The sequence below is a fragment of the Pseudobutyrivibrio ruminis genome, assembly GCF_015057245.1.
GTDB lineage: Bacteria > Bacillota > Clostridia > Lachnospirales > Lachnospiraceae > Pseudobutyrivibrio > Pseudobutyrivibrio ruminis_E.
In genome coordinates, this window is the sequence record NZ_SVET01000007.1 from 35,664 (window position 1) to 58,686 (window position 23,023).

General features: G+C 37.6%; 18 protein-coding genes. 14 read left to right on the top strand and 4 right to left on the bottom strand.

The window, feature by feature from the left end; translation table 11 throughout:
- Positions 1-59: 59 nt before the first annotated feature.
- A complete protein-coding gene (locus E7274_RS07690) occupies positions 60-3,404 on the bottom strand; it encodes a UvrD-helicase domain-containing protein (RefSeq protein WP_304175007.1) in 3,345 nt (1,114 codons plus the stop codon).
- Between the two features lie 186 nt (positions 3,405-3,590).
- Here E7274_RS07690 and E7274_RS07695 point away from each other — a divergent pair, with 186 nt between their 5' ends.
- The 6 genes from E7274_RS07695 (at position 3,591) to E7274_RS07720 (ending at position 9,561) form a co-directional block, all read left to right on the top strand.
- Entirely contained in the window at positions 3,591-4,634 is a 1,044-nt protein-coding gene (locus E7274_RS07695) for a DUF2971 domain-containing protein (protein ID WP_044933852.1), read from the top strand.
- Positions 4,635-4,865: 231 nt separating this feature from the next.
- Positions 4,866-5,327 (top strand): hypothetical protein, encoded by a 462-nt coding sequence (locus E7274_RS07700; protein WP_304175009.1) that lies wholly within the window; start codon positions 4,866-4,868, stop codon positions 5,325-5,327.
- Positions 5,328-5,499: 172 nt separating this feature from the next.
- Positions 5,500-6,318 (top strand): Rpn family recombination-promoting nuclease/putative transposase, encoded by an 819-nt coding sequence (locus E7274_RS07705; RefSeq protein WP_304175011.1) that lies wholly within the window; start codon positions 5,500-5,502, stop codon positions 6,316-6,318.
- Positions 6,319-6,378: 60 nt separating this feature from the next.
- Complete coding sequence (gene amrS, locus E7274_RS07710) at positions 6,379-7,215, top strand: AmmeMemoRadiSam system radical SAM enzyme (RefSeq protein WP_304175013.1); 837 nt, start codon at positions 6,379-6,381, stop codon at positions 7,213-7,215.
- A gap of 15 nt (positions 7,216-7,230) precedes the next feature.
- Positions 7,231-8,616: an AmmeMemoRadiSam system protein A gene (amrA, locus tag E7274_RS07715; RefSeq protein WP_304175015.1), complete on the top strand. Its 1,386-nt coding sequence runs from the start codon at positions 7,231-7,233 to the stop codon at positions 8,614-8,616.
- Between the two features lie 96 nt (positions 8,617-8,712).
- Positions 8,713-9,561: a DegV family protein gene (locus tag E7274_RS07720; protein ID WP_304175017.1), complete on the top strand. Its 849-nt coding sequence runs from the start codon at positions 8,713-8,715 to the stop codon at positions 9,559-9,561.
- 2 nt (positions 9,562-9,563) lie between these two features.
- Here the strand turns inward: E7274_RS07720 and E7274_RS07725 are convergent, their stop codons facing one another.
- Together E7274_RS07725 and E7274_RS07730 are read right to left on the bottom strand one after the other, a co-directional pair.
- A complete protein-coding gene (locus tag E7274_RS07725) occupies positions 9,564-10,721 on the bottom strand; it encodes an MFS transporter (protein ID WP_304175019.1) in 1,158 nt (385 codons plus the stop codon).
- A 78-nt stretch (positions 10,722-10,799) separates the two neighbouring features.
- Positions 10,800-11,267 (bottom strand): methylglyoxal synthase, encoded by a 468-nt coding sequence (locus tag E7274_RS07730; protein ID WP_044933864.1) that lies wholly within the window; start codon positions 11,265-11,267, stop codon positions 10,800-10,802.
- A 112-nt stretch (positions 11,268-11,379) separates the two neighbouring features.
- Here E7274_RS07730 and E7274_RS07735 point away from each other — a divergent pair, with 112 nt between their 5' ends.
- The gene (locus E7274_RS07735) at positions 11,380-12,195 is read left to right on the top strand and encodes a Cof-type HAD-IIB family hydrolase (RefSeq protein ID WP_304175021.1); all 816 of its coding nucleotides are present in this window, start codon (positions 11,380-11,382) and stop codon (positions 12,193-12,195) included.
- Here the strand turns inward: E7274_RS07735 and E7274_RS07740 are convergent.
- Positions 12,192-13,313 carry a 5-methyltetrahydropteroyltriglutamate--homocysteine S-methyltransferase gene (locus E7274_RS07740; protein WP_304175023.1) on the bottom strand — a complete coding sequence of 374 codons (1,122 nt, stop codon included), beginning with the start codon at positions 13,311-13,313 and terminating at the stop codon, positions 12,192-12,194. The two genes, E7274_RS07735 and E7274_RS07740, sit on opposite strands and share 4 nt — an antisense overlap.
- A gap of 199 nt (positions 13,314-13,512) precedes the next feature.
- Here E7274_RS07740 and E7274_RS07745 point away from each other — a divergent pair, with 199 nt between their 5' ends.
- From E7274_RS07745 to E7274_RS07775, 7 genes are all read left to right on the top strand, one after another.
- On the top strand, positions 13,513-14,415 hold the full coding sequence (locus E7274_RS07745; RefSeq protein WP_304175025.1) for a LysR family transcriptional regulator: 903 nt from the start codon (positions 13,513-13,515) through the stop codon (positions 14,413-14,415).
- Between the two features lie 177 nt (positions 14,416-14,592).
- Positions 14,593-15,306 carry a LytR/AlgR family response regulator transcription factor gene (locus tag E7274_RS07750; protein ID WP_090394109.1) on the top strand — a complete coding sequence of 238 codons (714 nt, stop codon included), beginning with the start codon at positions 14,593-14,595 and terminating at the stop codon, positions 15,304-15,306.
- Positions 15,307-15,308: 2 nt separating this feature from the next.
- Positions 15,309-16,604 (top strand): ATP-binding protein, encoded by a 1,296-nt coding sequence (locus E7274_RS07755; protein ID WP_304175027.1) that lies wholly within the window; start codon positions 15,309-15,311, stop codon positions 16,602-16,604.
- Positions 16,605-16,724: 120 nt separating this feature from the next.
- Complete coding sequence (locus E7274_RS07760) at positions 16,725-19,766, top strand: glycoside hydrolase family 3 N-terminal domain-containing protein (RefSeq protein WP_304175029.1); 3,042 nt, start codon at positions 16,725-16,727, stop codon at positions 19,764-19,766.
- Between the two features lie 114 nt (positions 19,767-19,880).
- Complete coding sequence (locus E7274_RS07765) at positions 19,881-21,689, top strand: methyl-accepting chemotaxis protein (protein ID WP_304175031.1); 1,809 nt, start codon at positions 19,881-19,883, stop codon at positions 21,687-21,689.
- 140 nt (positions 21,690-21,829) lie between these two features.
- Positions 21,830-22,267, top strand: a complete 438-nt coding sequence (locus E7274_RS07770) for a hypothetical protein (protein WP_044933878.1) — start codon at positions 21,830-21,832, stop codon at positions 22,265-22,267.
- A 17-nt stretch (positions 22,268-22,284) separates the two neighbouring features.
- On the top strand, positions 22,285-23,013 hold the full coding sequence (locus tag E7274_RS07775; RefSeq protein ID WP_304175032.1) for a hypothetical protein: 729 nt from the start codon (positions 22,285-22,287) through the stop codon (positions 23,011-23,013).
- Positions 23,014-23,023 lie beyond the last annotated feature (10 nt).

Genomic DNA, 23,023 nt, shown 5'->3' on the forward strand with positions numbered 1-23,023 from the left:
CTTTTTTATTGGAAAATAGAACATAAGAAAAGGAAGTAATCGTCCAGGTCAAGGTTTGATTACTTCTTTTCTAATTGCTCTTTTAAATTTTTTAATTGTTTCTCAGAAATAGCATCGTAATAATTATTGCATTCATATGTAGGATGGAGCTTAGGAATATGTTCTTTAGTTTGTAATATATAGTGATTCTCTAAGGACCAATTGACTATCTTAATAATCTCTATGTAAGACATGCTAGCTAACATTCTATACTCTGGGACAGTATAAAGCTCATATTTTTTTATTTTGTCAGAATTTCCTCCGTTTAAAACAGTAACTAAGGTTTCTGTATTGAAATAATGGTTTTCACTTATATGTATTAAACAATTAAGAGTAGTATGTAGAAGCTCATTTACATGGTAATCTTTATACATAACTTGGTTTAATCGTTCTATTTTTTTTGTGTAGTCAGAAACATCCTGTTTTGATTTCGTATTTACGTTAGTAGATGATGAGCTTTCTACATCAGGAGTTATATTTTCTTCCTTCTCGGTTGTTTGTTTAATTTTCTGTTTATATTCATTTGTAAAATTGTCAGGGATGATTTCTTCAAATACTTTTTGAGTAGAGTATTCCTGAGGGCTCATGGTATTATTACAGCCAGTACCATCAGTTTTGTAATTTGTGCATGCTAAGAAGTACTCACCACGAGCTGCTTTAACAATTAAATATCCGTCTTTGCAACATTCACATTTTAAAATTGAGAGCTTTCCTGCTCGGTATTCATTTGTCATGAAACCGCATACTTCAGGTTCATTCGTACAAATAAATAAACGAAGACCGTAGGAATTTTTGTATTTATATTGCATTGGATAGCCACAAATAGGACACTGCTTTATTGCTAATTTATTTTCTACAGGGTTATCGTTCCATGAGCCTTTAAGAACCACATTCTTATAATCTTTTTTTATTTCTAGCAAAAATTCAGAAGGATTTTGTTCTGGCGCCACAAAGTAAACTCGATTTTTGGTTCGAGTCATTGCTACGTAGAATAGTCTACGCTCTTCAGCATAATCTATAGAATTATCTCCTTTAATTACAAATTTTAAAACAGGGTCATCCTGAATTTTTGAAGGAAAACCATATGTCTCGTTTTTTCCATTAACTACTATGACATTATCGTAACCTAAGCCTTTTGACATATGTACTGTCATAAAGGTGATTTTAATTCTAGGATATTTAACTGACTTGAGGATATTTCCTCTGTTCTTAAACTCAAATAGACCAGTACGTTCTAAGTGGTCACCTTCAAATGTATAACGACCTAAGAGTAGAACAGTACCAACATCTTCTTTACCTTCAGCTTTGTTATAAGCAACAATTTGATCAAGTGCATATTCAACTGCCTGTGCTTGAGCGTACATAGCTCCTGTTCGGCGATTAGCCCCAGGAATCTTCGCAGCAGAATCATAGGTATAGATGATTACAGGGTCTTGAATAGTTTTAGGTGAAATAAGTGATTTTGTAATTTGGCTAGGGTTTTTCTGTACAAAGTTTCCTGCAATATCGATTATATCTTGGGCATTACGATATGTTCGAACTATCTTCAGTAATTTAGCATAGCCCATTTTCTCTTGAAACTTTGTAAATAGTGTTATATCTGAGCCACTGAAAGCATAAATCGATTGCCAATCATCACCAACTGCAATGATTTTTGCATCACAAATGTCGGATAAGGCTGATGTTAGATCGAATCGTTGTCGAGATATATCTTGATATTCATCTACAATAATATATTTAAAATGAAGGCGTTGTTTCATTTCCTTCTTTTCGCGTAGTATCCTGGCCGAATTGTTAATCATATCTTCGAAATCGACTAGATTATTTTCTTTGAGGTATCTTTCATATTCTAGATAGCAATCCTGACAGATGTTTAAGAAAAGGCGAGAACGCTCATTTTTTGTAGAATGGTACATTCTGTCAAATTCCTCAACACCATATCCATTTGTTTTGAAATTATTGATAAAACGGCATATCAAGTTTACAAGTCTTCGAATATATCTAGTTTCTTCGGTGGAAACAAGTTTTTCCATCAATTCTTTATTAGTTTTACGTTGCAGAACAAAGCCAGCCTTCTCAAGCTTTTCTTGGAGATGCTCAGTAATAGAACGGTGGTCTTTGAATGATGAAAAAGTGTATATCAGTTTTGTATTATGTTCTCTATGCAGAAGAATTTTGTCATTAATAGAGCTCTTATAGCGAGCTAATTCAGCTTCTGAGAATCTGTTATTTGTTCCTTCTTCAGTAATACCAAAATGTTCTATATAAGCGACTTTATCACCTTGTTTGATTATGAAATCTGGTGTGTATGGCTTGCGTGCATACATTATGTTATATGGATATCTTGGCTCATATTCGTAGTTGATATTATTGAGATATAAAAAGTTTGCAATTTCAACTTCTTCATATGAACGTACAACCTCATTCTGGATTGTGACCATTTTTTTAGTGCGTTGATCCAGAACTTCACGTTTGAAATCTTCCAGGTCACTTCGCATAGTAGAAAAATTTGATTTTGCTATTTTATTGAAAAACTCATTTAAATCAGATCCTTCATACGGAGCATCAAAATAAGACGAGAAGAATAGAATCATATTGTTTACTAGACTCTCGTTGGTAAGTACTGATTTTTTGAAATAATCAATGATAAGAAAATACAAACGGTATCCATCAAAGATATTAAGCTGTTCTGGGCTATTGATGTGTAATATCGCATTTCCAGTAGAGTGGAAAGTGGTGATAGGACAGTCAATTTTTAAATCTTTATTAATTTTGTCACGAAGTTCACCTACTGCTTTATTAGTAAATGATATTACCAAAATATCTTTAGGATCAATATTTTGTTTTTCTACTAGATATTTTACTTTAGCAGCAACGGTAGTTGTTTTACCTGCACCCGCACCAGCAATAACTAGAGAATAATCTTCATCAGAAAGAATTACTTTTCTTTGGTCTTCATCTAAGGAAATGGCAGGGTCTACATCATGAAGAATGTTATCAAGATACTCTTTTTCGCTAATTAAATGCTTGGCTATGTATGCATTATTGAAATTATCAATTGTAGATTCTAACGATTCAAATGTGTCTACTGTTTGTTTGACAAGTGTCTCGTCAAAAGAGTTTTGTGCGCAGTAAGAAGAAAGCATACCGCTTTTGATTAGGATATTAAAAGTCTCAACGGTATCCTTATAAGTATCTATTAGGCCTAAATATTCGCTCTTAGCTATATAATGGTCGGATTCGAGTAACTTATTTAGAGTCTCATTTAAGTTAAGAATTTCCACGCAGTCCTGAGGTAGATCTTCACGTGAGAATGTGATGCTGGCCTTTTCTTTTCGGTTGAATAGATTATTTAGAAAACCCATTTCAACTGGAAATAGACAAAGCTATTTCTCGTGCTCCCTTCTTATAGTTTATAGAACAAATTTATGATAATACATAAATGCGAAAATTTTGTTACTTAATTCTTTAAATGAATATGATTATATAGAATTCGTATATACGATAATATATAATTGACATAAATATTTTAATAAATGGAGAAGGATGGTATGTATTATATAAACAAGGAAGATATAGAAAGCTATCGTTTTGCTATAGCGAAAATTGCTTTTCTAGAAACACAAGATGATTTTAAATTGGTTCAGGATATTCCAAAGAGCAATTGTTTGGAGTGTTTCTATAAACAAGATAATAAAGTAATAGTTTCATTATTTAGAGAACCGACAATTAAAGTAGATAAGAATAAAAAGGCATTTTATTTTTATCAAAAAACTCATGTAAAAAGAGCAGTGGCAAAATATGAAGGGCATAATAGAATTCATATTGAAGAGTTTTCGCCAGTGTTTGATGAAAAATATAATATTTATTTTGAACAGGCTATAAGTAGCCCGAAAGCTTTTATGGAAAATAAACAGTATTTGGAGTTCTTAGATGGAATTCTTTTAAAGCGAGAAGACATAGAAGAGAACGATGAAAAAAAGTGGTATAAATACTATTCTAAAGAATCCATAATTAGTAACAAACATGGATTAGTAGACGGAACTATTTCGTTTAGTAATCCCAACAAATTTAATGATCCATTTGATGTAAATTGTTCATTTGCAAATAGTCAGGATATAAGTGATTTGTTTAGAATCTTTTGTGTGGCCCCTTCGCCAGAAGAAATATTATTATGGTCATATTATAGTTCTGACCATAAGGGATATTGTTTTGAATATCGCCATAAAGATATCATGGAGGCTGTATTAGCGAGCATTACCGATGGATTATTTATCATTGGGAACGTCACATATAGCAATTATAGACCGAAACAAAAATCTAAATTAAATAGGATTTCATTTTCCGAGGTGAAATTCTACATAGAGGCTGCCTTTACTAAATTTGAAGAATGGAGTCATGAAAAAGAATTTAGATTTGTTTTATTATCACAGAACTTTAAAGACGCAGACGACTACATTTCATATAAAGTTGATGTTGTAAATATTTATAAAGGTATAAAAGGTGATGGAACGCTAATAAAGGATGGTAAAGGCAATATTATTACTCCAAAGCCAATATCAAAGGATAGTAGCAAATATTTATTACATAGTTAGTAGATTTTGAATGGCATATTGAAATCATATAATAAAATAGAATTGCATGTTATTGAGCAAGTTTTACTCAAAATGATGTAAGATTCCAACGAAGAACGCTTGGAATGCTACCCAAAGTGTGTGTGGTGACAGTATTATGAAGTAGCTGATACAGATTTATATACTAGAAATATTGACGAAGGTGACCTGGTTCACTTCAATGAGGAGGGCCAGATTCAAAAAGGGGAATAAATGAAAATCATTTATAGAGTTTTACAATGTACATGGGGATTGCCACAGACATTAGTAGGGGCAATATATTTTTTATTGAACAGAGACTGCAAGCATTATTCCTACAAGGGGGCGATAGTCACAGAGTGGAAGAGCAAATCTAGCTTGTCACTAGGGATGTTCTTGTTTGTTTCGGATGACCCATTTTGCTTCTATCCAAATCAGAGGGAGGCGTACTCCGAAGAGGAGTATTCAAAAATGCTTATGGTGCATGAGTATGGACACACCATTCAGTCGCTGATATTTGGGCCGATGTATTTGATTGCTGTAGGATTGCCATCTATTGCTTGGAGCTTTTTACCTGTTTATGTGAAGAAACGGGATGCAGAGAAGATATCATATTTCTCAGCATATCCAGAACGATGGGCGAATCATTTGGGAGAGAGAATCACCGGGGATGTGTCTATTGGCGAGCCAGTGTAATAATTTATATAATATGGGATATTTAAGGCCTAAAATATATCAATGGGTGATTAGTGATATTTACCATATTAGTCACATGACAAGTTGAATGTTTAGTTAAAAAAGAACTAGCGTTCGGAAAATATGTTCGATATAATGTAAGCATAAATAATAGGGTACAGGAGGTAGTATTATGAAGACCCTACAAGAACTTACATTATTGGATAAATTCTTATTTGATGAAGTAGTAGAAGACAGAGAAACGTATGAAGCTTTGCTTCGTATCATATTGGGAGAAGATGAGCTCAATCTTCTAACTGAGTCTCAAACAGAAAAGGAGTTTAGAACAGCTCCTTGGTTACGTTCTATCAGAGTAGATGTCTTTGCTATGGATGATAAATCAAATATCTATAACACTGAAATGCAAAAAGAATGGCGTGGCGATTTAGTGAAGCGCACTAGATATTATCAAGCTTTAATTGATTCGTCACTATTAGCGCCTGGAGAAGTTGACTTTAACAGTATCAAGAACACAACTATTATAATGATTATGCCATTTGATTTGTTCGGTTTAGGAAAGTATGTTTATACATTTGAAAGTGTATGTGATAAACATGCTGATTTGAAATTGGAGGATGGAGCAAAGAGAATTTTTATTAATACTCATGGAAAAAATGCTAGTGATGTTTCTTCTGAATTTATTGCGTTGATGAAATTCATTGAATATAATGAAGATGAAGAGACAAATAACATCATGGCCTCATCAAATCTTGAAAAAATAAAAGCACGAGTCGCAAGGGTGAAGGCCAGCGAGGAAGTGGGTGTTAAATATATGCAGAAATGGGAAGAAGAGGCGCTTATTAGGCATGAAGCGATAGAGCAAGGTCGTAATGAGCAGCTAATAGAATCAATAAAAACTTTGATGTCTAATATGGGCATCACAGCAGAAGAAGCAATGAAAAAACTTGGCGTAAATCCAGGAGATTATGAGAAATATTTAAAGCTAATATAGATTACAGAGCGGTGCGTAGCACCGCTTATTTTCTAAGAAAAATTGGAAATGGGGGGAGTTATGGCAGTATGTAACCTATGCTACAGGCATTGCAGTATTTCAGAAGGTAAACATGGTTTCTGTCAGGTGAGGACCTGCAGGGAGGGCATCATTGTGCCGGAGAATTATGGGATGCTCACGGCGATTGCACTGGATCCGATTGAGAAGAAGCCGTTGAATCGATTTTATCCGGGTAGCTATATTCTGTCTGTGGGAAGCTATGGCTGTAATTTGCGATGTCCATTTTGCCAGAACTATCACATTTCATGGGGTGATGAAGTGGATGATAGTAAGAGAGAGGCAAGGTTTGTATCGCCTGAGACGCTGGCTCAGATAGCTGATGAGCAGCAGGCAAATGGAAATATTGGAGTGGCTTTTACTTACAATGAGCCATTGATATCATACGAATACATTTTAGATACAGCAAAGCTCCTTTCGGCAAAGGGCCTGAAAACTGTTTTAGTATCAAATGGAATGGCTGATGTAGCTACGGTGAAGGAGTTGTTCTCCTATGTAGATGCCATGAACATCGATTTGAAGGGCTTTACAGACCATTATTATGAGGACGTGTTAAAGGGAAACAGGCAGATGGTAATGGACTTTATCCAGGAGGCGGCCAAGCATTGTCATGTGGAGCTTACCACGCTGATTATTCCAGGGGAGAATGACTCTGATGAGGAGATGGATAAGCTAAGCAGTTGGATAGCGTCAGTGAATCCAGAGATTCCTTTGCACATTTCCAGATTTTTCCCAAGATTTCATATGGTAGATAGAGGCGCTACACTAGTGGAGACTATCTATCATTTAAAAGATATAGCTAAGCGACATTTGAAATATGTTTACACAGGAAACTGTTAAGGGAGGGGTTATACTATGGCAATTCTTGCAGCATTTATGGTTCCACATCCACCGATGATTGTGCCGGCTGTAGGCCGCGGTGGCGAGGCCCAGGTTCAGGAGACTATCGATGCCTATGAAAAGGTGGCAGATGAAATAGCGAAGCTTGAACCGGATACAATCATCATCACCAGTCCACACAGCATCATGTATACGGACTATTTCCATATTTCTCCGGGAAAGGGAGCGAAAGGTTCATTCGCCAGATTCAACGCACCGGAGGTATCTTTCCAGGAAGAATATGACACAGAGCTTGTAGATAGAATCAACGAAATCGCTTATGACGCCAGCTTTCCAGCGGGCACACTAGGTGAGCGGGATCCAGAGCTTGATCATGGCACCATGGTTCCTCTTTGGTTTATAAGGAAGAAGTATGCCAAGGGGCAGATTGTGCGCATCGGCCTTTCCGGACTTGGTTTGCTGGATCACTACCGCTTAGGTCAGATGATACAGGAGGCTGTGGATGAAGTTAATCGCAAGGTAGTTTTCGTTGCCAGCGGTGATTTATCTCACAAGCTTCAGGACTATGGGCCTTATGGATTCGCTAAAGAGGGACCTGTCTATGACCAGAGGATTATGGACGTGGCCTGCCGTGCAGCTTTTGAGGAGATGTTTGATTTTAAAGAGGATTTCTGTGAGAAAGCAGCAGAGTGTGGTCATCGTTCATTTGTCATAATGGCTGGTGCTTTGGATGGAAAGGCTGTAGATGCCCATGTATATTCTCATCAGGATGTGACAGGCGTTGGTTACGGAATTGCATCTTTTTATGTGACAGGAGAGGATGAGAATCGTCGTTTTAGAGACTCCTATCTGTCAAAGCTGAATGCTGATTTACAGGATTCACAGGAGACGGCTGACGAATATGTAAAGCTGGCCAAGAAGTCTCTGGAAAGCTATATATTACGGGGCAAGGTGCTAGATATGCCGGATGATTTACCTAAAGAGCTGGTATCAAAGCGAGCCGGAGCATTTGTATCCATCCACAAGGCTGGTCGTCTGAGAGGCTGCATTGGAACAATCCTTCCTACCACCGAGTGCGTGGCAGCAGAGATTATTCAAAACGCCATCAGCGCCTCCACCAGAGATACTCGCTTTAATCCAATCAGCCCGGAGGAATTGCCTGATTTGGAAATCAATGTTGATGTGCTAAGCGAGCCAGAGCCTATATCCTCACCAGATGAATTGGATGTTAAACGCTACGGAGTTATTGTAAGCAACGGAAATCGCAGAGGCCTATTGCTTCCAGATTTGGATGGTGTGGATTCTGTGGCTCAGCAAATTTCTATCGCTCGCCAAAAGGGTGGTATCGGCATGGACGAACCAGTTCAGCTTCAGCGATTTGAGGTTATAAGACACAAGTGATAAGAAAAAAGGCTTGCATTCCTAATTGCAAATAATTAAAATAACTGAATTAAGATATATTTAATTTTTTAAGTAATTAGGAAAGGACACAATAGAATGGCAATAAGAATAATCACAGATTCCGCTAGTGATATCCCACAGGATGTAGCTAAGGAATGGGGAGTGACAGTATTACCCATAAATGTAAGATTTGGGGATGAAGAGTATTTAGATGGTGTTACACTCTCCGCAGAGGATTTTTATCATAAACTAATCGAAACTGATGAAGTGCCTAAGACAAGCCAGATTTCACCTTATGTTTATGCGCAGGAGTTTGAGAAGGCTGATGAAGCTGGGGATGAGCTTATTTATTTCTGCTTATCATCTGGAGTTTCAGGATGTTATCAAAGTGCGACCCTTGCAGCAGCGGATTACTCAGACAACATACATATCGTTGACACTAAGCAATTCTGTATTTCAGAATACATTTTGGTGCAAAGAGCAGTTATGCTTAGGGACGAAGGAAAATCTTGTGATGAAATCATTTCTATCATCCAGGAAGAAATGAAGAACGTTCATGTAATATCAGCATTTGATACTTTAGAGTATTTAAAGCTTGGTGGAAGACTTTCTTCAGCGGCAGCCTTCGCAGGAAATATGCTAATGATTAAGCCTGTAATCACAATCGAGGATGGCTTGGTTAAGGTTATCGGCAAGGCTAGAGGTTCAAAAAAGAGCCACAATATGCTGACAGAATTTGTTACTAATTCTGGTGGGATAGATTTTAGCAAGCCATTATGTCTTGCTTATTCAGGTTTCTCCCAGGAAGTACTTACTAAATATTTAGAAGATTCAAAGGCTATTTACGAGGGCCATGAAGATCAACTTCAGTACACAGTTGTAGGTGCTACAATTGGTACATACGCAGGCCCAGGCGCAATAGCACTTGCATATTTTTCATTATAAAACTAATCTTTTTTAATCCAGCGAATCTTTAATATTATTACTGATATTAGTGATAAGACGAAAAACGCTGACAGCATCATAACAGCCTGGCGGAGGCCCCACATGTCCCCGAGATATCCAGTGAGGGCGGTGAATACCACGCCTCCGATACCAGTGGCTGTTGTGATTAAGCCAGTGGCTGTAGCCTTGTGATTGCCAGACAAAGGCATGGCAAGATTCAAAACACATGGATAGATTGCGCCGCAAGCGAAGCCCAATGGAATGCAAAGCAGAAGCACTGCCACATCACTGGAAAGCTGGGCGATGAGTACGGTTATAGAAGGAATTGCTATTATTGCACCAATTAGTATTTGGTAAGCATGTTTAGCGTTATGGCCTACTAATACTCGTGATGGAATCATAACAATCCAAAACAGACTTAAGGCATATTTTCCTAAAGCAGATTTAAATTCATTAGCAAATAGAGTATCTACAAAGAAAGCAAATCCATTTTCATATCCAACATAAATACACATAACTACACACAGCATGATGATTCCAGCTAGAATAAATGGACCAGCGGAGGTAAATTCTTCCGTAGTGGTATCTGCTAATTCTCTGAATTCATTTTTAGATGAAACTATGTCTATCAGTGCAGCAGCACTGGCTACACATAGAAAGATAAATAATATCTTCCAACTGAATCCCATATTTAAATACGCAGCAACAACTAGAGGCGCTACAAATGCGCCCAATGCATACATAGAAGTGAGATAGCCTATTTTTTTGTGGTAACTGATAGGATAGTAATCAGCAAGAGCTGCAATGGAAATAAACTGGAGGGCACTTGTAGTGAGTCCTAAAAAGAAGACTCCACCTACAAAGAGCACCTTCGATGTCAAAAGGCCAATCAGTAAAGCTGCTATTATTTGTATGGAAAGCAGGATTTTGATACATTTCAATTTATTAGTTCTATCTGCCCATGCACCAAGCAGTATCGGCGCAAGCATCGTGGCAAATAGCTCTACAGAGGCAAATAACCCCTTGGTTGTTGTAGATAAATCGTATGTATTTCCTATATTTAATAGACTGGCCTGATAACCTCCAGCTTCAAATCCATTGATAAAGATTATAAAAAAGAATACCAACCATAAAAAATCATTTCGATCTTTAGTTCTCATACTCAACACATCCCCAATAAAAGCTATAAAATGATACTAGAAAAGTATATCAAGAGAATGTGTCTATTTTGGGTGGTACTATAGTGTGTTTGCTCGATCAGCAATATTTTTTTGGAAATTGATAACGTCGTGGTCGTAAGGTGTATCCATAAACTCTGATTTAATCATGAAATCAGCAGATGCCTTGTTGACTGCGATAGGAATGTCGTAAACCTGAGCGATTCGCATCAGCGCCTTTACATCAGGATCGTGTGGCTGAGCTGTGAGAGGGTCAGAGAAGAATACGATTAAATCGATTCTGCCTTCTACAACCTTTGCGCCGATTTGCTGGTCACCGCCGAGAGGGCCTGAGTTGTAGCCTCTAACAGGAAGTCCTGTTTTGTCGGAAATCATTCTGGCTGTAGTTCCTGTGCCGCATAAGAAATGATTCTTAAGAATTTCTTTGTTGTCTTCGCACCACTGAATAAGAAGTGGCTTCTTTCCATCATGTGCGATAAGAGCAATGTTTTTTTGTTTCCCAATAGTAAGTGTAATTTTATCTTCCATAAAAAACCTCCAGTCATTATTTTTGCTAGTGCTATTTTAATGTTTAACTCTGGATATCACAAGTGAAAAAATCCATTTGACGTAACCTAATCGGCTTGCTATGATATGCCTTATGAAATATAAAGCAATAGCACTAGATTTAGACGGAACTCTTTTAAATAGCAAAAAAGAGGTTAGTAACAAAAACAAAGAAATAATAATGAAGGCTGCAAAGGCAGGAGTAAAGATAATACTTGCATCAGGCCGTCCAGTACCAGGCATTAAAAAGATTGCAAAGCAGCTTCACCTGGAAGAGGTAGGAGGATACATACTGGCGTATAACGGTGGTATGATTATCGATTGCAAGACAGGAGAGGTTGTCCGCAGAGAAACTATTCCTGAAAAGTACTATGCAGATATTCTTCGTTGCGCAAACAAATTCAATGTTGCCACACTTACATATGATTCAGAAGGCATCATTTCAAACGACGAGAATAATCAGTACGTGCAGCTGGAATCAAAAATCAATAACATTCCAATCAGACAGGTATTCCACCTGGATGAGGAAGCACAGCTTGATCCACCTGTTAAGTTTTTATGCGCGGGTGATCACAAGGTTCTTAGAAATGTAGAAGCAAAGCTTAATGAAAAGTTTAATGGCACTGTTAATGTTTTCTTCTCAGAGCCATTTTTCCTAGAGATAATGCCTCAGGGAATTGAAAAGGCATCATCTCTAGAAATATTGTTAGGAAGTCTTGGTATTGATCGCAAGCATCTGATTGCCTGCGGCGATGGTTTCAACGACATTCCTATGATGCGTTACGCAGGTCTTTCTGTTGCCATGGCAAATGCACAGGATGAGACCAAGGAATGGGCTGATTTTATTGCACCATCCAATGATGAAGATGGAGTAGCAGTAGCAATCGAAAAATTCATCGAGCTGAATTAATCGTTCTGCCATACCTCTTCAGCAATTTCTTTTACTAGCTTCAGCTTAGCCCACTGTTCTTCTTCGGTAAGCTTGTTGCCGATTTCGCAGGAAGCAAAGCCACACTGTGGGCTCAAAGCTAGACGCTCAAGTGGAATATATTTTGCTGCTTCGTAAATACGTTTTTTGATAGATTCTTTATCTTCAAGCTGAGGACGCTTTGTTGTAATAAGTCCCAGCACCACCTTCTTATCAGAAGATACCTTTGCAAGAGGAGCAAATCCACCAGAGCGAGCATCATCGTATTCAAGGAACAAAGCATTCACATTTTCTTTTGCAAATACATAGTCAGCAACTGTGTCGTATGGGCCGCTTGTAAAGAATGTAGAGTGGTAGTTGCCTCGGCAGATGTGTGATGTGATTGTCATATCCGCTGGCTTGTTTTCAAGGGCCAGATTATTAACTTCAAGAAGCTGTCGCTTTACTTCTTCAATATCAATTCCAAGGCTTGCATATCTCTGCTTTGCAGCAGCGCCTACAATTGCACCCCAAGTACAATCATCAAACTGAAGATTACGGCAACCAGCATCGTAGAATTGTTTAATAACATCCTGATAAGCAGTCGCAATATCATGAATCAATTCATCATTATTAGCATAGAATTTTCTGGTAGATTCAAAGTTTACAGGAACAATCATCTGCTGAAATGTTTGAGCTGGGGCAGGGATAGTATATTTAGCAACTGTATTTTCATCCTCAAATTGCTTTAAGAATTTATAATACTCAACAAATGGATGAGCCTTTGCTTTGATTTTGCCTACAAGATAAGTGTCATCAAGTAAAGCAAGCTCCCCATCAAAATCAACTCCGCCGCCTGTATTTTCATGGGCAACTCCATCGAATCCCCACATAAAATCAAGGTGCCAGAATGATCTTCTGAACTCGCCATCGGTGATTACATGAAAACCAAGCTCCTTCTGCTTAGCAACGACTTTTGTGATTTCCTCATCAACCACCTTGTTGAACTCATCCTCGCTGATTTTGCCAGCTAAGAAGTCAGCCTTTGCATCCTTAAGGGCCTGTGGGCGTAGAAAGCTTCCTACAAAATCGTATCTGTATGGTGTCTTAATATTACTCATTTTCTTATTCTCCTTTTGATTACTATAAATATATTGCGCAACGTTCATTAACTTATGTTGAGGATTATAGGCCTAGTTGATTAGTAGGTAAAATATAAAAAATGATAGTTTAACAATAGATAAAATCTATGAATAATGATATAATTAAAAATAAATCTATTAATCGTTGTGGACTCGTGCATATAAAGAAAGGAAGGCTATGACCCTAAAACAGCTTAGATACGTAGTAGAAGTAGCAGAAATAGGAAATATTACAGAAGCAGCAAAAAGGCTGTTTATCGCACAGCCAAGCTTAACATCTGCAATCAGGGAACTGGAAAATGAATACCACATCACCATATTCAACCGTTCCAATAAGGGAATCGAGATCACTCCCGAGGGAGATGAATTCTTAGGATACGCCAGACAGGTGCTTGAGCAAACAAATCTTATAGAAGAAAAGTACACAGGAGCTGGCCACAGCAAGCAACGCTTTTGCGTATCAGCCCAGCACTATTCATTTGTAGTGGAAGCCTTTGTAGAGTTGCTAAAGCAGTATGGCGGTGACAAATACGAATTTCATATGAGGGAGACCCAGACCTACGATATTATCGAGGATGTGGCAAGGCTCAGAAGTGAGATAGGTATTCTGTATCTGAACAAATTCAACGAAACTGTCATAAAGAAAACTTTACGTGACAATGGCCTGGTGTTTCATTCTTTATTTAAAGCTAAGCCTCATGTCTTCATTGGAAAGAACAGTCCACTTGCAAAGAAGAAAGCGCTGACGCTCGATGATTTGAAGGACTATCCGCGCCTTTCTTACGAGCAGGGAAGCCACAACTCCTTTTATTTTTCAGAGGAAATACTTAGCACCATCGATAGTGACAAGGAAATAATTGTAAGAGATAGAGCGACGCTCTTTAATTTGCTGATTGGCCTTAACGGATATACCATATGTAGCGGTGTTATCAGTGAAGAATTAAATGGTCCAAGCATCATCGCAAAGCCACTAAAGGTGGATGACTATATGGAAATCGGTTACATCTTACCTAGCAATGTGCCACAGACCACGCTGACAAAAAACTACATTGAAATGCTTATGAAGTATACTAAATCTTAAGAAAAATGGAGAAAGAGCCAATCACTATAAAATACATAGCAACTGGCTCTTTTAGAATGTTATCAATCACTAAGTATGTTAACAGATATCTTGCAAAGTTCTATTGGTTTGGCATATTATGTCGATTTGAAGACATAAATGGTATACTTACACTAGAATATAGAAGGGGGATAGTAGATGCTTAGAATTGCGATTGTTGAAGACGAAAAAGAATGTCAGGCTAGCTTGATAGAGCATTTATCCAGATATGAGAAGGAACATGCAGACAATTTCATCGTCAGAACATTTTTTGATGGAATTGATATCTTGGATGATTATACTTCTGAATACGATTTGATTTTCTTGGACATCCATATGAAATATCAGGATGGAATGACTACGGCAAAAAAGATTAGAGAGCTTGATGACAGTGTAATTATTGTATTTATCACAGCTCTTGCACAATATGCCATTGATGGATACAAGGTCAACGCATTAGACTTTATACTGAAGCCGGTGGTATATGAGCAATTCCAAGGAACTATGGACAAGGTTTTAAAGACTGCTGACAAATATCAAAAGAGCAAGGAACTAATTGTCGCAGAAGATGGAGCCAAAAGAAAAATAGATACAGAGGATGTCTATTACATAGAGGTAGTTGGGCATACTATTGTTATTCATAGTAAATCTGGCATCTTTGAAACTAGAAGTAAAAGTTTAAAAGCCATAGCAGAAGATTTAAGAGAATACGGATTTGTTCAAAGTGGACAATCTCATCTTATCAATCTTAAATATGTGGATAGAATAAAAGGTGATGTGGTTACCGTGGCAGGAGATGAGCTTTTTCTTAGCCGAAGCAGAAAAAAGGAATTCATCACAGCCTTTGGTGATTATGTAGGAATGGAGATATAGCTATGGATAATTCTTTCAATGTTGGATATCTTCTGGAAATGCTAATACCTGTTTTGGGAATATGTAGTGTACTTAATAAAAAGAAATATCCATTGATAAGAGGTGCGTCTTGTGTTTGTTTGGGGCTTCTTCTTGACGTTGCCATGACAAGAGTGCTTATTCTGTTTGGATATGAGGGGTCAGATTATTCGGATATAACTCCATCTACATATATAATTCTTTTGTTTTGGTTTATGGCGATATGGATAGCGGTGATATTTGGAATATATTTTGCTACAGAGGTAAATTTTCACGAGGCAATCTATCTGTTTGCAATTAGCTATTGTATTGAGCATATTTTTTACTGTATAAGAGAACTCTTTGATTATTGCACAGACGGCAGGATACCGGATAATCAACCAATACTATATACCGTCTGTCTTATAGGCTCTTTTATAATGGCTTATTTTTGGTTTGCTAAATCCACAGTGGTTGATGGCAAATATCTGATAGAGACTCTTTCTGCTACATCTGCCACAGTTGTAATTTTGCTTGTTGTTTGGTTTTTAAGCATTATTTCGAGTCTTAATAATATTGGCCATATTCATGCGGTGTATGCTATTTTGGCAAGTCTGTTTATTTTGATAAATCAAAGGGCTCAGCTTATCAATGAAAAAGAAAGAAGAGCATTTAGAATTAAGGAACAACTTTGGAAAGATACCCAGGTGAGATATCAGTTTTCAAAGGATGCCATGGCAGTAGTCAATCAGCATTATCATGATATGAAACATCAGATTAATGCTTTGGCTAATATGGAAAGTGATGAGAAAAGACGAGGCATTCTATCTGAGATGGAAAACGACATAGCTATATATGATGCTGTAGTTCGCACAGGTAACGATCTTCTAGATACAGTTTTGACTGAAAAAAAGCTGATATGCCATAGAAAGGAAATAAGGATGAGCTGTATGGCAGATGGGGAGCAGCTCAAGTTTATGGATGAAATCGATTTGTATACTTTGCTAGGGAATGCCTTAGACAATGCGATTGAAGCAAATGAAAAGATTTTAGATAGAGCAAAGAGATGGATATCAGTGCAGATTCAAAATAAAAAAGGGATTGTTTTAGTAGAAATCATTAATCCATACACTGGTACAATTAAAATGCAGCATGGCCTGCCTATCACATCTAAAAGTGACAAGCTAAGCCATGGATATGGCACCCAAAGTATCAAAGCTATTGTAGAAAAATACGAAGGTCAGCTTACGATTAAAACTGAAAATGATAAGTATTTACTTAGAATTATTTTTTCTGAGTAGAGATGCAGATTATGACAAAAAATGTGCAGGCTGTGACAAGGCCTGCATTTTTTTTAATGATTTTGTTATTCTCTCGATAAAGTTATCAATCGGGTATGCCCCAAGAAAAGGAGAATGCAAATGAGCAAGGGAAGAAAAATTATTGGAACATGCATCCGCTCAATTCTTATTATCGTATTTGCGATTATAATTGTAGCGGTTAACAGCATCTTACCAAACTATGCAAGAATGGTAGATAGTATGCTGGGAGGCATTAACACAAAAATTGATAATTCGGATGTTGATACTACAGGTCTTGACTTACAGTACAACAAGGCGGATTACGATGCAGATTCTATTAAGACTGCAGAAGCAGATCTTCATCAGAGGATTGCTGATGAAGGAACTATTTTGCTTGAAAATGAGGATGGTTTTTTACCTCAGACAGCTGATGCTACATTTAGTTTCTTTAGTGTGAATTCAGCAACAGTAGCAGCAAATGATAGTATGATGGGTGGTAGAAGTCTTGCTGATATTTTTGATTCGGCAAATGTATCTATCAATAAGACGCTTTTTGATTACTACAAAGAACAGTCTGAAAATTATGGTTTGGGAGCTGGTTCAATTTCATATGGTGATGCTGAGGATTTCTCAATTAATGAGGTTCCATTATCAGAGCTTCAAGCCAATAATGAGGTTATGAACTCAATCAAAGATACAGTTCCTGTTTATTTCTTAAAGAGAGTAGCAGGCGAAGGTAGAGATATGCCTCGTTCTATGTATAATCATGCTGATAATGCGCAGGATCAGGCAAAGACATATCTTGAGCCAGACAGCACAGAGCTTGAAATCATCTCATATTTGAATGACAACTTTGATGGATTTATTCTTGTAAGCAATTCAAATGCTGCACTTGATCTTGATTTTGTTAAAGATTATCCAAATATAAAGGCTGTAATCTCAGCAACAGCAATTGAGTCATTGCCTTATATTTTAACTGGCCAGGTTAATCCTTCAGGTAGAACAGTAGATACTTTTGCTGCAAATCCACTTGAGTCACCAGCTGCTATGAACTTTGGTGACTATCAGTATTCAGATTCAAACGGTGACCTTACAAAGTACAACTATGTTACTTACGAAGAGGGAATCTACGTTGGATATAAGTACTATGAAACCAGATACGAGGATGTAACTCTAGGTCGTGAAAACGCTGGGGATTTTGACTACGATTCAGAAGTTGTTTATCCATTTGGATACGGATTGTCTTTCACCACATTTGAATGGTCCGATATGAAGACATCATGGGATGGAGATACTTGTAACATTGAAATCACAGTTACTAACACAGGTGATGTGGCTGGCAAAGATGTAGTTGAAATCTATGCCCAGAGTCCTTACACAGATTACGATATTGAAAATGGCGTTGAAAAAGCTTCTGTTCAGCTTGTGGCATATGACAAAACAAATGAGCTTGCAGCAGGCGAGTCACAGACAATGTCACTCAGCTTCGATAAGTCTCAGTTAAAGGCATACGATGCTAATAATGCAAAGACATATATATTTGATGCCGGTGATTACTATATTACTGCAGCAAAGAATGCACATGAGGCAGTAAATAATATTATCAATACAAAACTTGAAGATACAACAGATGAAGCTACATCTGAGTTTGTATCAGTTTACACACCTGATATTACAGAGGTTGATACAGTTACATATTCAAAGGATAGCTATTCAGGTGAAGAAATCACTAATCAGCTTGATGATGCTAAAGGAGATGCTACATACCTTACTAGAAACGATTGGGTAGGAACATTCCCAACTCATGATGGTACAGCAAGTGCCCAGATAAGCACTTGGGGAAATGAAATCAATGGAGATGACGGTGCATCTTATACATATACTAAGACTGCATCTGATGAGTTGATAGCACAGTTAGATAGTTTTGAATCAGGAACTACTGTAGATCCAGAAACTCTTTCTGATACAGAGATTGTTTATGACAAAGATAATGGCCTTAAGCTTATAGATATGCGTGGTCTGGATTATGATGACCCACTATGGGAAGATTTATTGGATGAGCTTTCAGCTGATGAAATCTACAATGCAATCGGCGTAAGCGGATACGGAATCGAGTATATCAAATCAATTGAAAAGCCATTTAATATCGATGCTGATACAGCATCAGGTCTTATTTATGGTGGAACAAGTGCAATGTTCCCAAGTGCCATGACAATGGCTCAGTGCTGGAATCCATCACTTGCAAGGGAATACGGCACTATGATTGGAAATGAAGGTTTAATAGGTGGAGCTGATGGTTGGTATGCACCATCAATGAATATTCACCGTACTCCATTCTCAGGAAGAAATGGTGAGTATTATTCAGAGGATGCATTCCTTTCTGGTACAGTTGCTTCTAATGAGGTAATGGGTGCAGCTTCTAAGGGAATGTATACATATATTAAGCATTTCGCATTTAACGATCAGGAGAATCACCGTGGTGATAGAGATGGTCAGTACAGTATTGCAACATGGCTTAACGAGCAAAGCGCTCGTGAGATTTACCTTCTTCCATTTGAAATGTGCATGAAGGCAGGAGATGTTACTCTCAATTATGTTGAAAAGCAGGATGATGGCTCTTATACAAATGCATCTAAGGAAATCAGAGCATCACAGGCGGTGATGACATCATTCAACAGAGTTGGTGCTACATGGGCAGGTGGCGATTACGGCCTTATCACAGGTATTCTTAGAAACGAGTGGGCTTTTGATGGTCTCGTTATGACAGATAATGCCAATACTGGTGTATTCATGGATGGCTATCAGATGACAGAGGCAGGAGCTGATGTGAAGCTTACAACACTTCCTTCAGCAGCAAGATACAATTTTGATAAAAATGATGCTGCAACATACTACTATGCAAGACAGGCTATGCATCATATGCTTTATATTATTGCTAACTCAAAGGCAATGAATGGTGCAATGCCAGGAAGTCATATTAAAGATGGTACAAGAATCACAACTCATATTATGCGTATTGTAACTGTTGTATTTGTTCTTCTTATACTTCTTGAGATTTACAAGATATTTAGACTGTTTAAGCCTACTGCTAAAAAGCTAGCAAAACTTCAGGCTAAGGCAGAGAAGAGAGCAGCAAAGAAAGCAGCAAAGAAAGCTAAATAATATTGTGTTCAACATTTCGAATTATCAGTGAACTATCTGTGAAAATGCTAAAATTTCAGAAATTAAATGCTATAGTAAGTGATGTAGTCACTATGCTAAGGAGGGGCTTTTACTATGGCAGGAGAAGCAAAGAAAAGGGGTAGTTTAAAAACAATTCTTGTTGGAGTTGTAATGGCATCTGTAATACTTTCTGCAGCTATTGTTTCGGTATTTTCTATTATCAATACCGTAAACACAAACAATACTCAGGTTGAAGTTTACAGTTCGAGACTTGTTGAGGATGTTAAGCTTAAATTAAAGCATGAGACAGAAGAAGCAATGAGTATCTGCGCGGTTATGTATGGCAGATACCAGAATGGCGAAATGACACTGGCAGAGGCTGAAAAGGAGTCGGCTGATATTATTCGCGAGCTTAGATATGATGATGGAAATGGATATTTCTGGGTTGATACATCAAAAGGTGTGAATGTAGTTCTTTTAGGCAGAGATACAGAAGGTCAGTCGAGATGGGATGCTACAGATTCATCTGGAAATAAATATATTCAGCAGATGATTGAAAATGGTATGCAAGAAGGCGGTGGCTATACCGAGCTTATGTTTGCAAAGCCAAATGAGACTGAAGAACTTCCAAAGATTAACTATACAGCTTACTATGAGCCATTTGATTGGGTAATGGGTACTGGCGTATGGGTTGATGATTTGGATGTAGTTGTTGCTGAGTATCAGGCACATGCACATCAAGCTTTGATGAAGAATATCATAGAAACTGTAGTAATTATGCTTGTCCTTGTTATTATAGGTGCTGTTGCAGCCTTCCTGGCAGGAGGCAAAATCACACAGCCTATAACTAAAGCAGCTAATCAGATGATTCGAATGTCTAATAGAGACTTTACAGAAAATGAAGCAATGGAAGAGGTTCGAAAGCTGAAGAGCCATAATAATGAAATTGGCGCAATATCTGAGGCTTTGGATATGATGCATGAAAATATTCGAGATTTGATGATTCAGATTTCCGATACAACATCATCAGTTGCATCAGCATCAGAGGAGCTTTCTGCATCTGCTTCACAGTCAGCTGAGGCCAGTGAGATGGTTGCAACCTCTTGTACAAATGTTGCAAACTCATGCTCAGGCCAGATTAGTGCAGTAACAGATGCTAGCTCAGAGACAGATTCATTTGTTACAAACATGAAGGAGTTCAAGGAAGCAATTAATCGTTCTTCTGAAATGATTAAGTCTACAAATGAAGCTGCTATCAACGGAGCAGCAGATATGACTAATGCAACAGATATGATGAACACAATCAAGGATTCAGTTGAGAACTCTGCAAGAGTAGTAGATGACCTTGGTGAGAGATTAAAGAGTATTGATGAATTCGTTGTAACAATTGCAGAAATCGCAAGCCAGACAAATCTTCTTTCATTGAACGCTTCAATTGAGGCTGCTCGTGCAGGAGAGATGGGTAAAGGATTTGCAGTTGTTGCCAGCGAGATTTCAAAGCTTGCTGATGAATCAAATCAGGCAGCCCAGAAGATTAACGAGCTTATTGCAGCCATTATGAACAATTCTAGAGAGGCTGTAGAGGCTATGAAGCAGGGCGCTGAAGAGGTTATCAATGGTTCTGAGCTTGTAAACGAAGCTGGCGAAACATTCAATAATATTGTAAATATGGTTAATTCTATTTCTGAGGAATCCAATACAATGAGCGCCATCGTAGAACAGCTTTCCGGTGGAACAGATACTATCGCAAAGAATATCCATGACATAGAGCAGATGAGTATTTCAGTTGCAGATGAGACTTCAAATGTATCAGCTGCATCGCAGGAGCAGACTGCATCATCTTACGAGGTTGCACAGGCTTCTGATCGTCTTGCAGGTAATGCTCAAGAACTTCAGGATTTCGTTGCACAATTCTCTTTATAATAGATATGTATATTTTAAGGCAGCTAGTTTACTCTAGCTGCCTTTTCTAGATTTAGTATTAATTTGTCTTTTAGTATACAAATTGTTGTGAAAAAGTGGTAAACTAAATTCAGGATAATACGCATAGAAGGGAGAAGTTTATGCAAAACGAATATAATGGAAAACCTATTTTTAGGCATCGTTATGTAAGCATGGACGAGGAATCCATTCGTGGGGAGATTGATAGACTTCAGGGGGAAATCTACGCTATGCAGCAGACCTTGGAGCTTTTTGGTCATGATAATAATGACATTAAACAGCAGGTGGCTGACAATCAGGAGCGTAATGAAAAATTACTTAAATCTTTAGAAACAAAGGTTAATGATCTGAAGGATTCTCTAGATTATGGCACACCTTTGAAAAAGCAATTGGATAGTGTTACCAAGGATTTTTCAGCAAAAATCGAGGAAGTGTACAATGCGGATAGACTTAAAAAGCAGGAGAGAAGCATGTCCACTTTGACTAGTCTTACCGTAATAAATACTATTCTTTTGATTGTGCTGATAGGACTGATTGGATATTCAATATTATTTATTTAACTTGGAGTAAATGATTTATGAATTGGGTTGCAGTTAATATTATTGTTATTATTGTAGGCATTTCTGCTCTTGTAGGTTTGCCTTTCTACTTTAAAAGAAAGAACGCTTTGCAGGCGGCAAGAGAAGAATTTGAATACTACCTTAAACTGATGGTGCAAATGGACAAACAGTACGCACCACATGTGAGATTACTTACAAACAATCTTAATACAATTAATTATTGGTTAAAGACAGGCAGGGATCCTAGCGAGAGTGAAGAGGATTCAGAAAAGGCGGAAAAAGAAAACAGATTCTTTGCTGGTCTGATGAATCCTGTAGAAGCTAAAAAATGGAAGGATGCCGTTAAAAAAGCAAAAGAGGATGACGAAGAGGACCTTGAAATGAAGTCGCTTCGTGTAAATGAATTCGAGGTTACTGGTATGGAGCCTTCGGATGTAGATCAAGCTAGCATGAAGTTTTGGTACTCTACCGATTTTGGAGAGAACATTTTCTACTGCGTTACTCCAAATGCAATCACAAAGCATCTATATAAGAATGTTTTGTTTTTTACTACAGCTAGACCAAGCAACATACCTTTAGTATATCCATACAAGTACGAGGGTGCCCAGATGCTTTCTTTATACAAACACCCTGCACAGACAGTCTGGTTCTTGCAGAATTGGAAGCTCATTAGAGAAGGGCTAGAGGGCGCTGGCACAGACGCTGTTTCTCTTGATGAGAGCATTACAAAAGATTTTGATTTATAAGAGGATATTT

Excerpts from the sequence above, each read along its gene's own strand:
- E7274_RS07700 (WP_304175009.1), top strand. The coding sequence starts at position 4,866 with ATGAAAATCATTTATAGAGTTTTACAATGTACATGGGGATTGCCACAG.
- E7274_RS07765 (WP_304175031.1), top strand. The coding sequence starts at position 19,881 with ATGGCAGGAGAAGCAAAGAAAAGGGGTAGTTTAAAAACAATTCTTGTT.
- E7274_RS07770 (WP_044933878.1), top strand. The coding sequence starts at position 21,830 with ATGCAAAACGAATATAATGGAAAACCTATTTTTAGGCATCGTTATGTA.
- E7274_RS07690 (WP_304175007.1), bottom strand. The coding sequence starts at position 3,404 with ATGGGTTTTCTAAATAATCTATTCAACCGAAAAGAAAAGGCCAGCATC.
- amrS (WP_304175013.1), top strand. The coding sequence starts at position 6,379 with ATGGCAGTATGTAACCTATGCTACAGGCATTGCAGTATTTCAGAAGGT.
- E7274_RS07695 (WP_044933852.1), top strand. The coding sequence starts at position 3,591 with ATGTATTATATAAACAAGGAAGATATAGAAAGCTATCGTTTTGCTATA.
- E7274_RS07775 (WP_304175032.1), top strand. The coding sequence starts at position 22,285 with ATGAATTGGGTTGCAGTTAATATTATTGTTATTATTGTAGGCATTTCT.
- E7274_RS07730 (WP_044933864.1), bottom strand. The coding sequence starts at position 11,267 with ATGGAAGATAAAATTACACTTACTATTGGGAAACAAAAAAACATTGCT.
- E7274_RS07725 (WP_304175019.1), bottom strand. The coding sequence starts at position 10,721 with ATGAGAACTAAAGATCGAAATGATTTTTTATGGTTGGTATTCTTTTTT.
- E7274_RS07760 (WP_304175029.1), top strand. The coding sequence starts at position 16,725 with ATGAGCAAGGGAAGAAAAATTATTGGAACATGCATCCGCTCAATTCTT.
- E7274_RS07750 (WP_090394109.1), top strand. The coding sequence starts at position 14,593 with ATGCTTAGAATTGCGATTGTTGAAGACGAAAAAGAATGTCAGGCTAGC.
- E7274_RS07720 (WP_304175017.1), top strand. The coding sequence starts at position 8,713 with ATGGCAATAAGAATAATCACAGATTCCGCTAGTGATATCCCACAGGAT.
- E7274_RS07740 (WP_304175023.1), bottom strand. The coding sequence starts at position 13,313 with ATGAGTAATATTAAGACACCATACAGATACGATTTTGTAGGAAGCTTT.
- E7274_RS07735 (WP_304175021.1), top strand. The coding sequence starts at position 11,380 with ATGAAATATAAAGCAATAGCACTAGATTTAGACGGAACTCTTTTAAAT.
- E7274_RS07705 (WP_304175011.1), top strand. The coding sequence starts at position 5,500 with ATGAAGACCCTACAAGAACTTACATTATTGGATAAATTCTTATTTGAT.
- E7274_RS07755 (WP_304175027.1), top strand. The coding sequence starts at position 15,309 with ATGGATAATTCTTTCAATGTTGGATATCTTCTGGAAATGCTAATACCT.
- E7274_RS07745 (WP_304175025.1), top strand. The coding sequence starts at position 13,513 with ATGACCCTAAAACAGCTTAGATACGTAGTAGAAGTAGCAGAAATAGGA.
- amrA (WP_304175015.1), top strand. The coding sequence starts at position 7,231 with ATGGCAATTCTTGCAGCATTTATGGTTCCACATCCACCGATGATTGTG.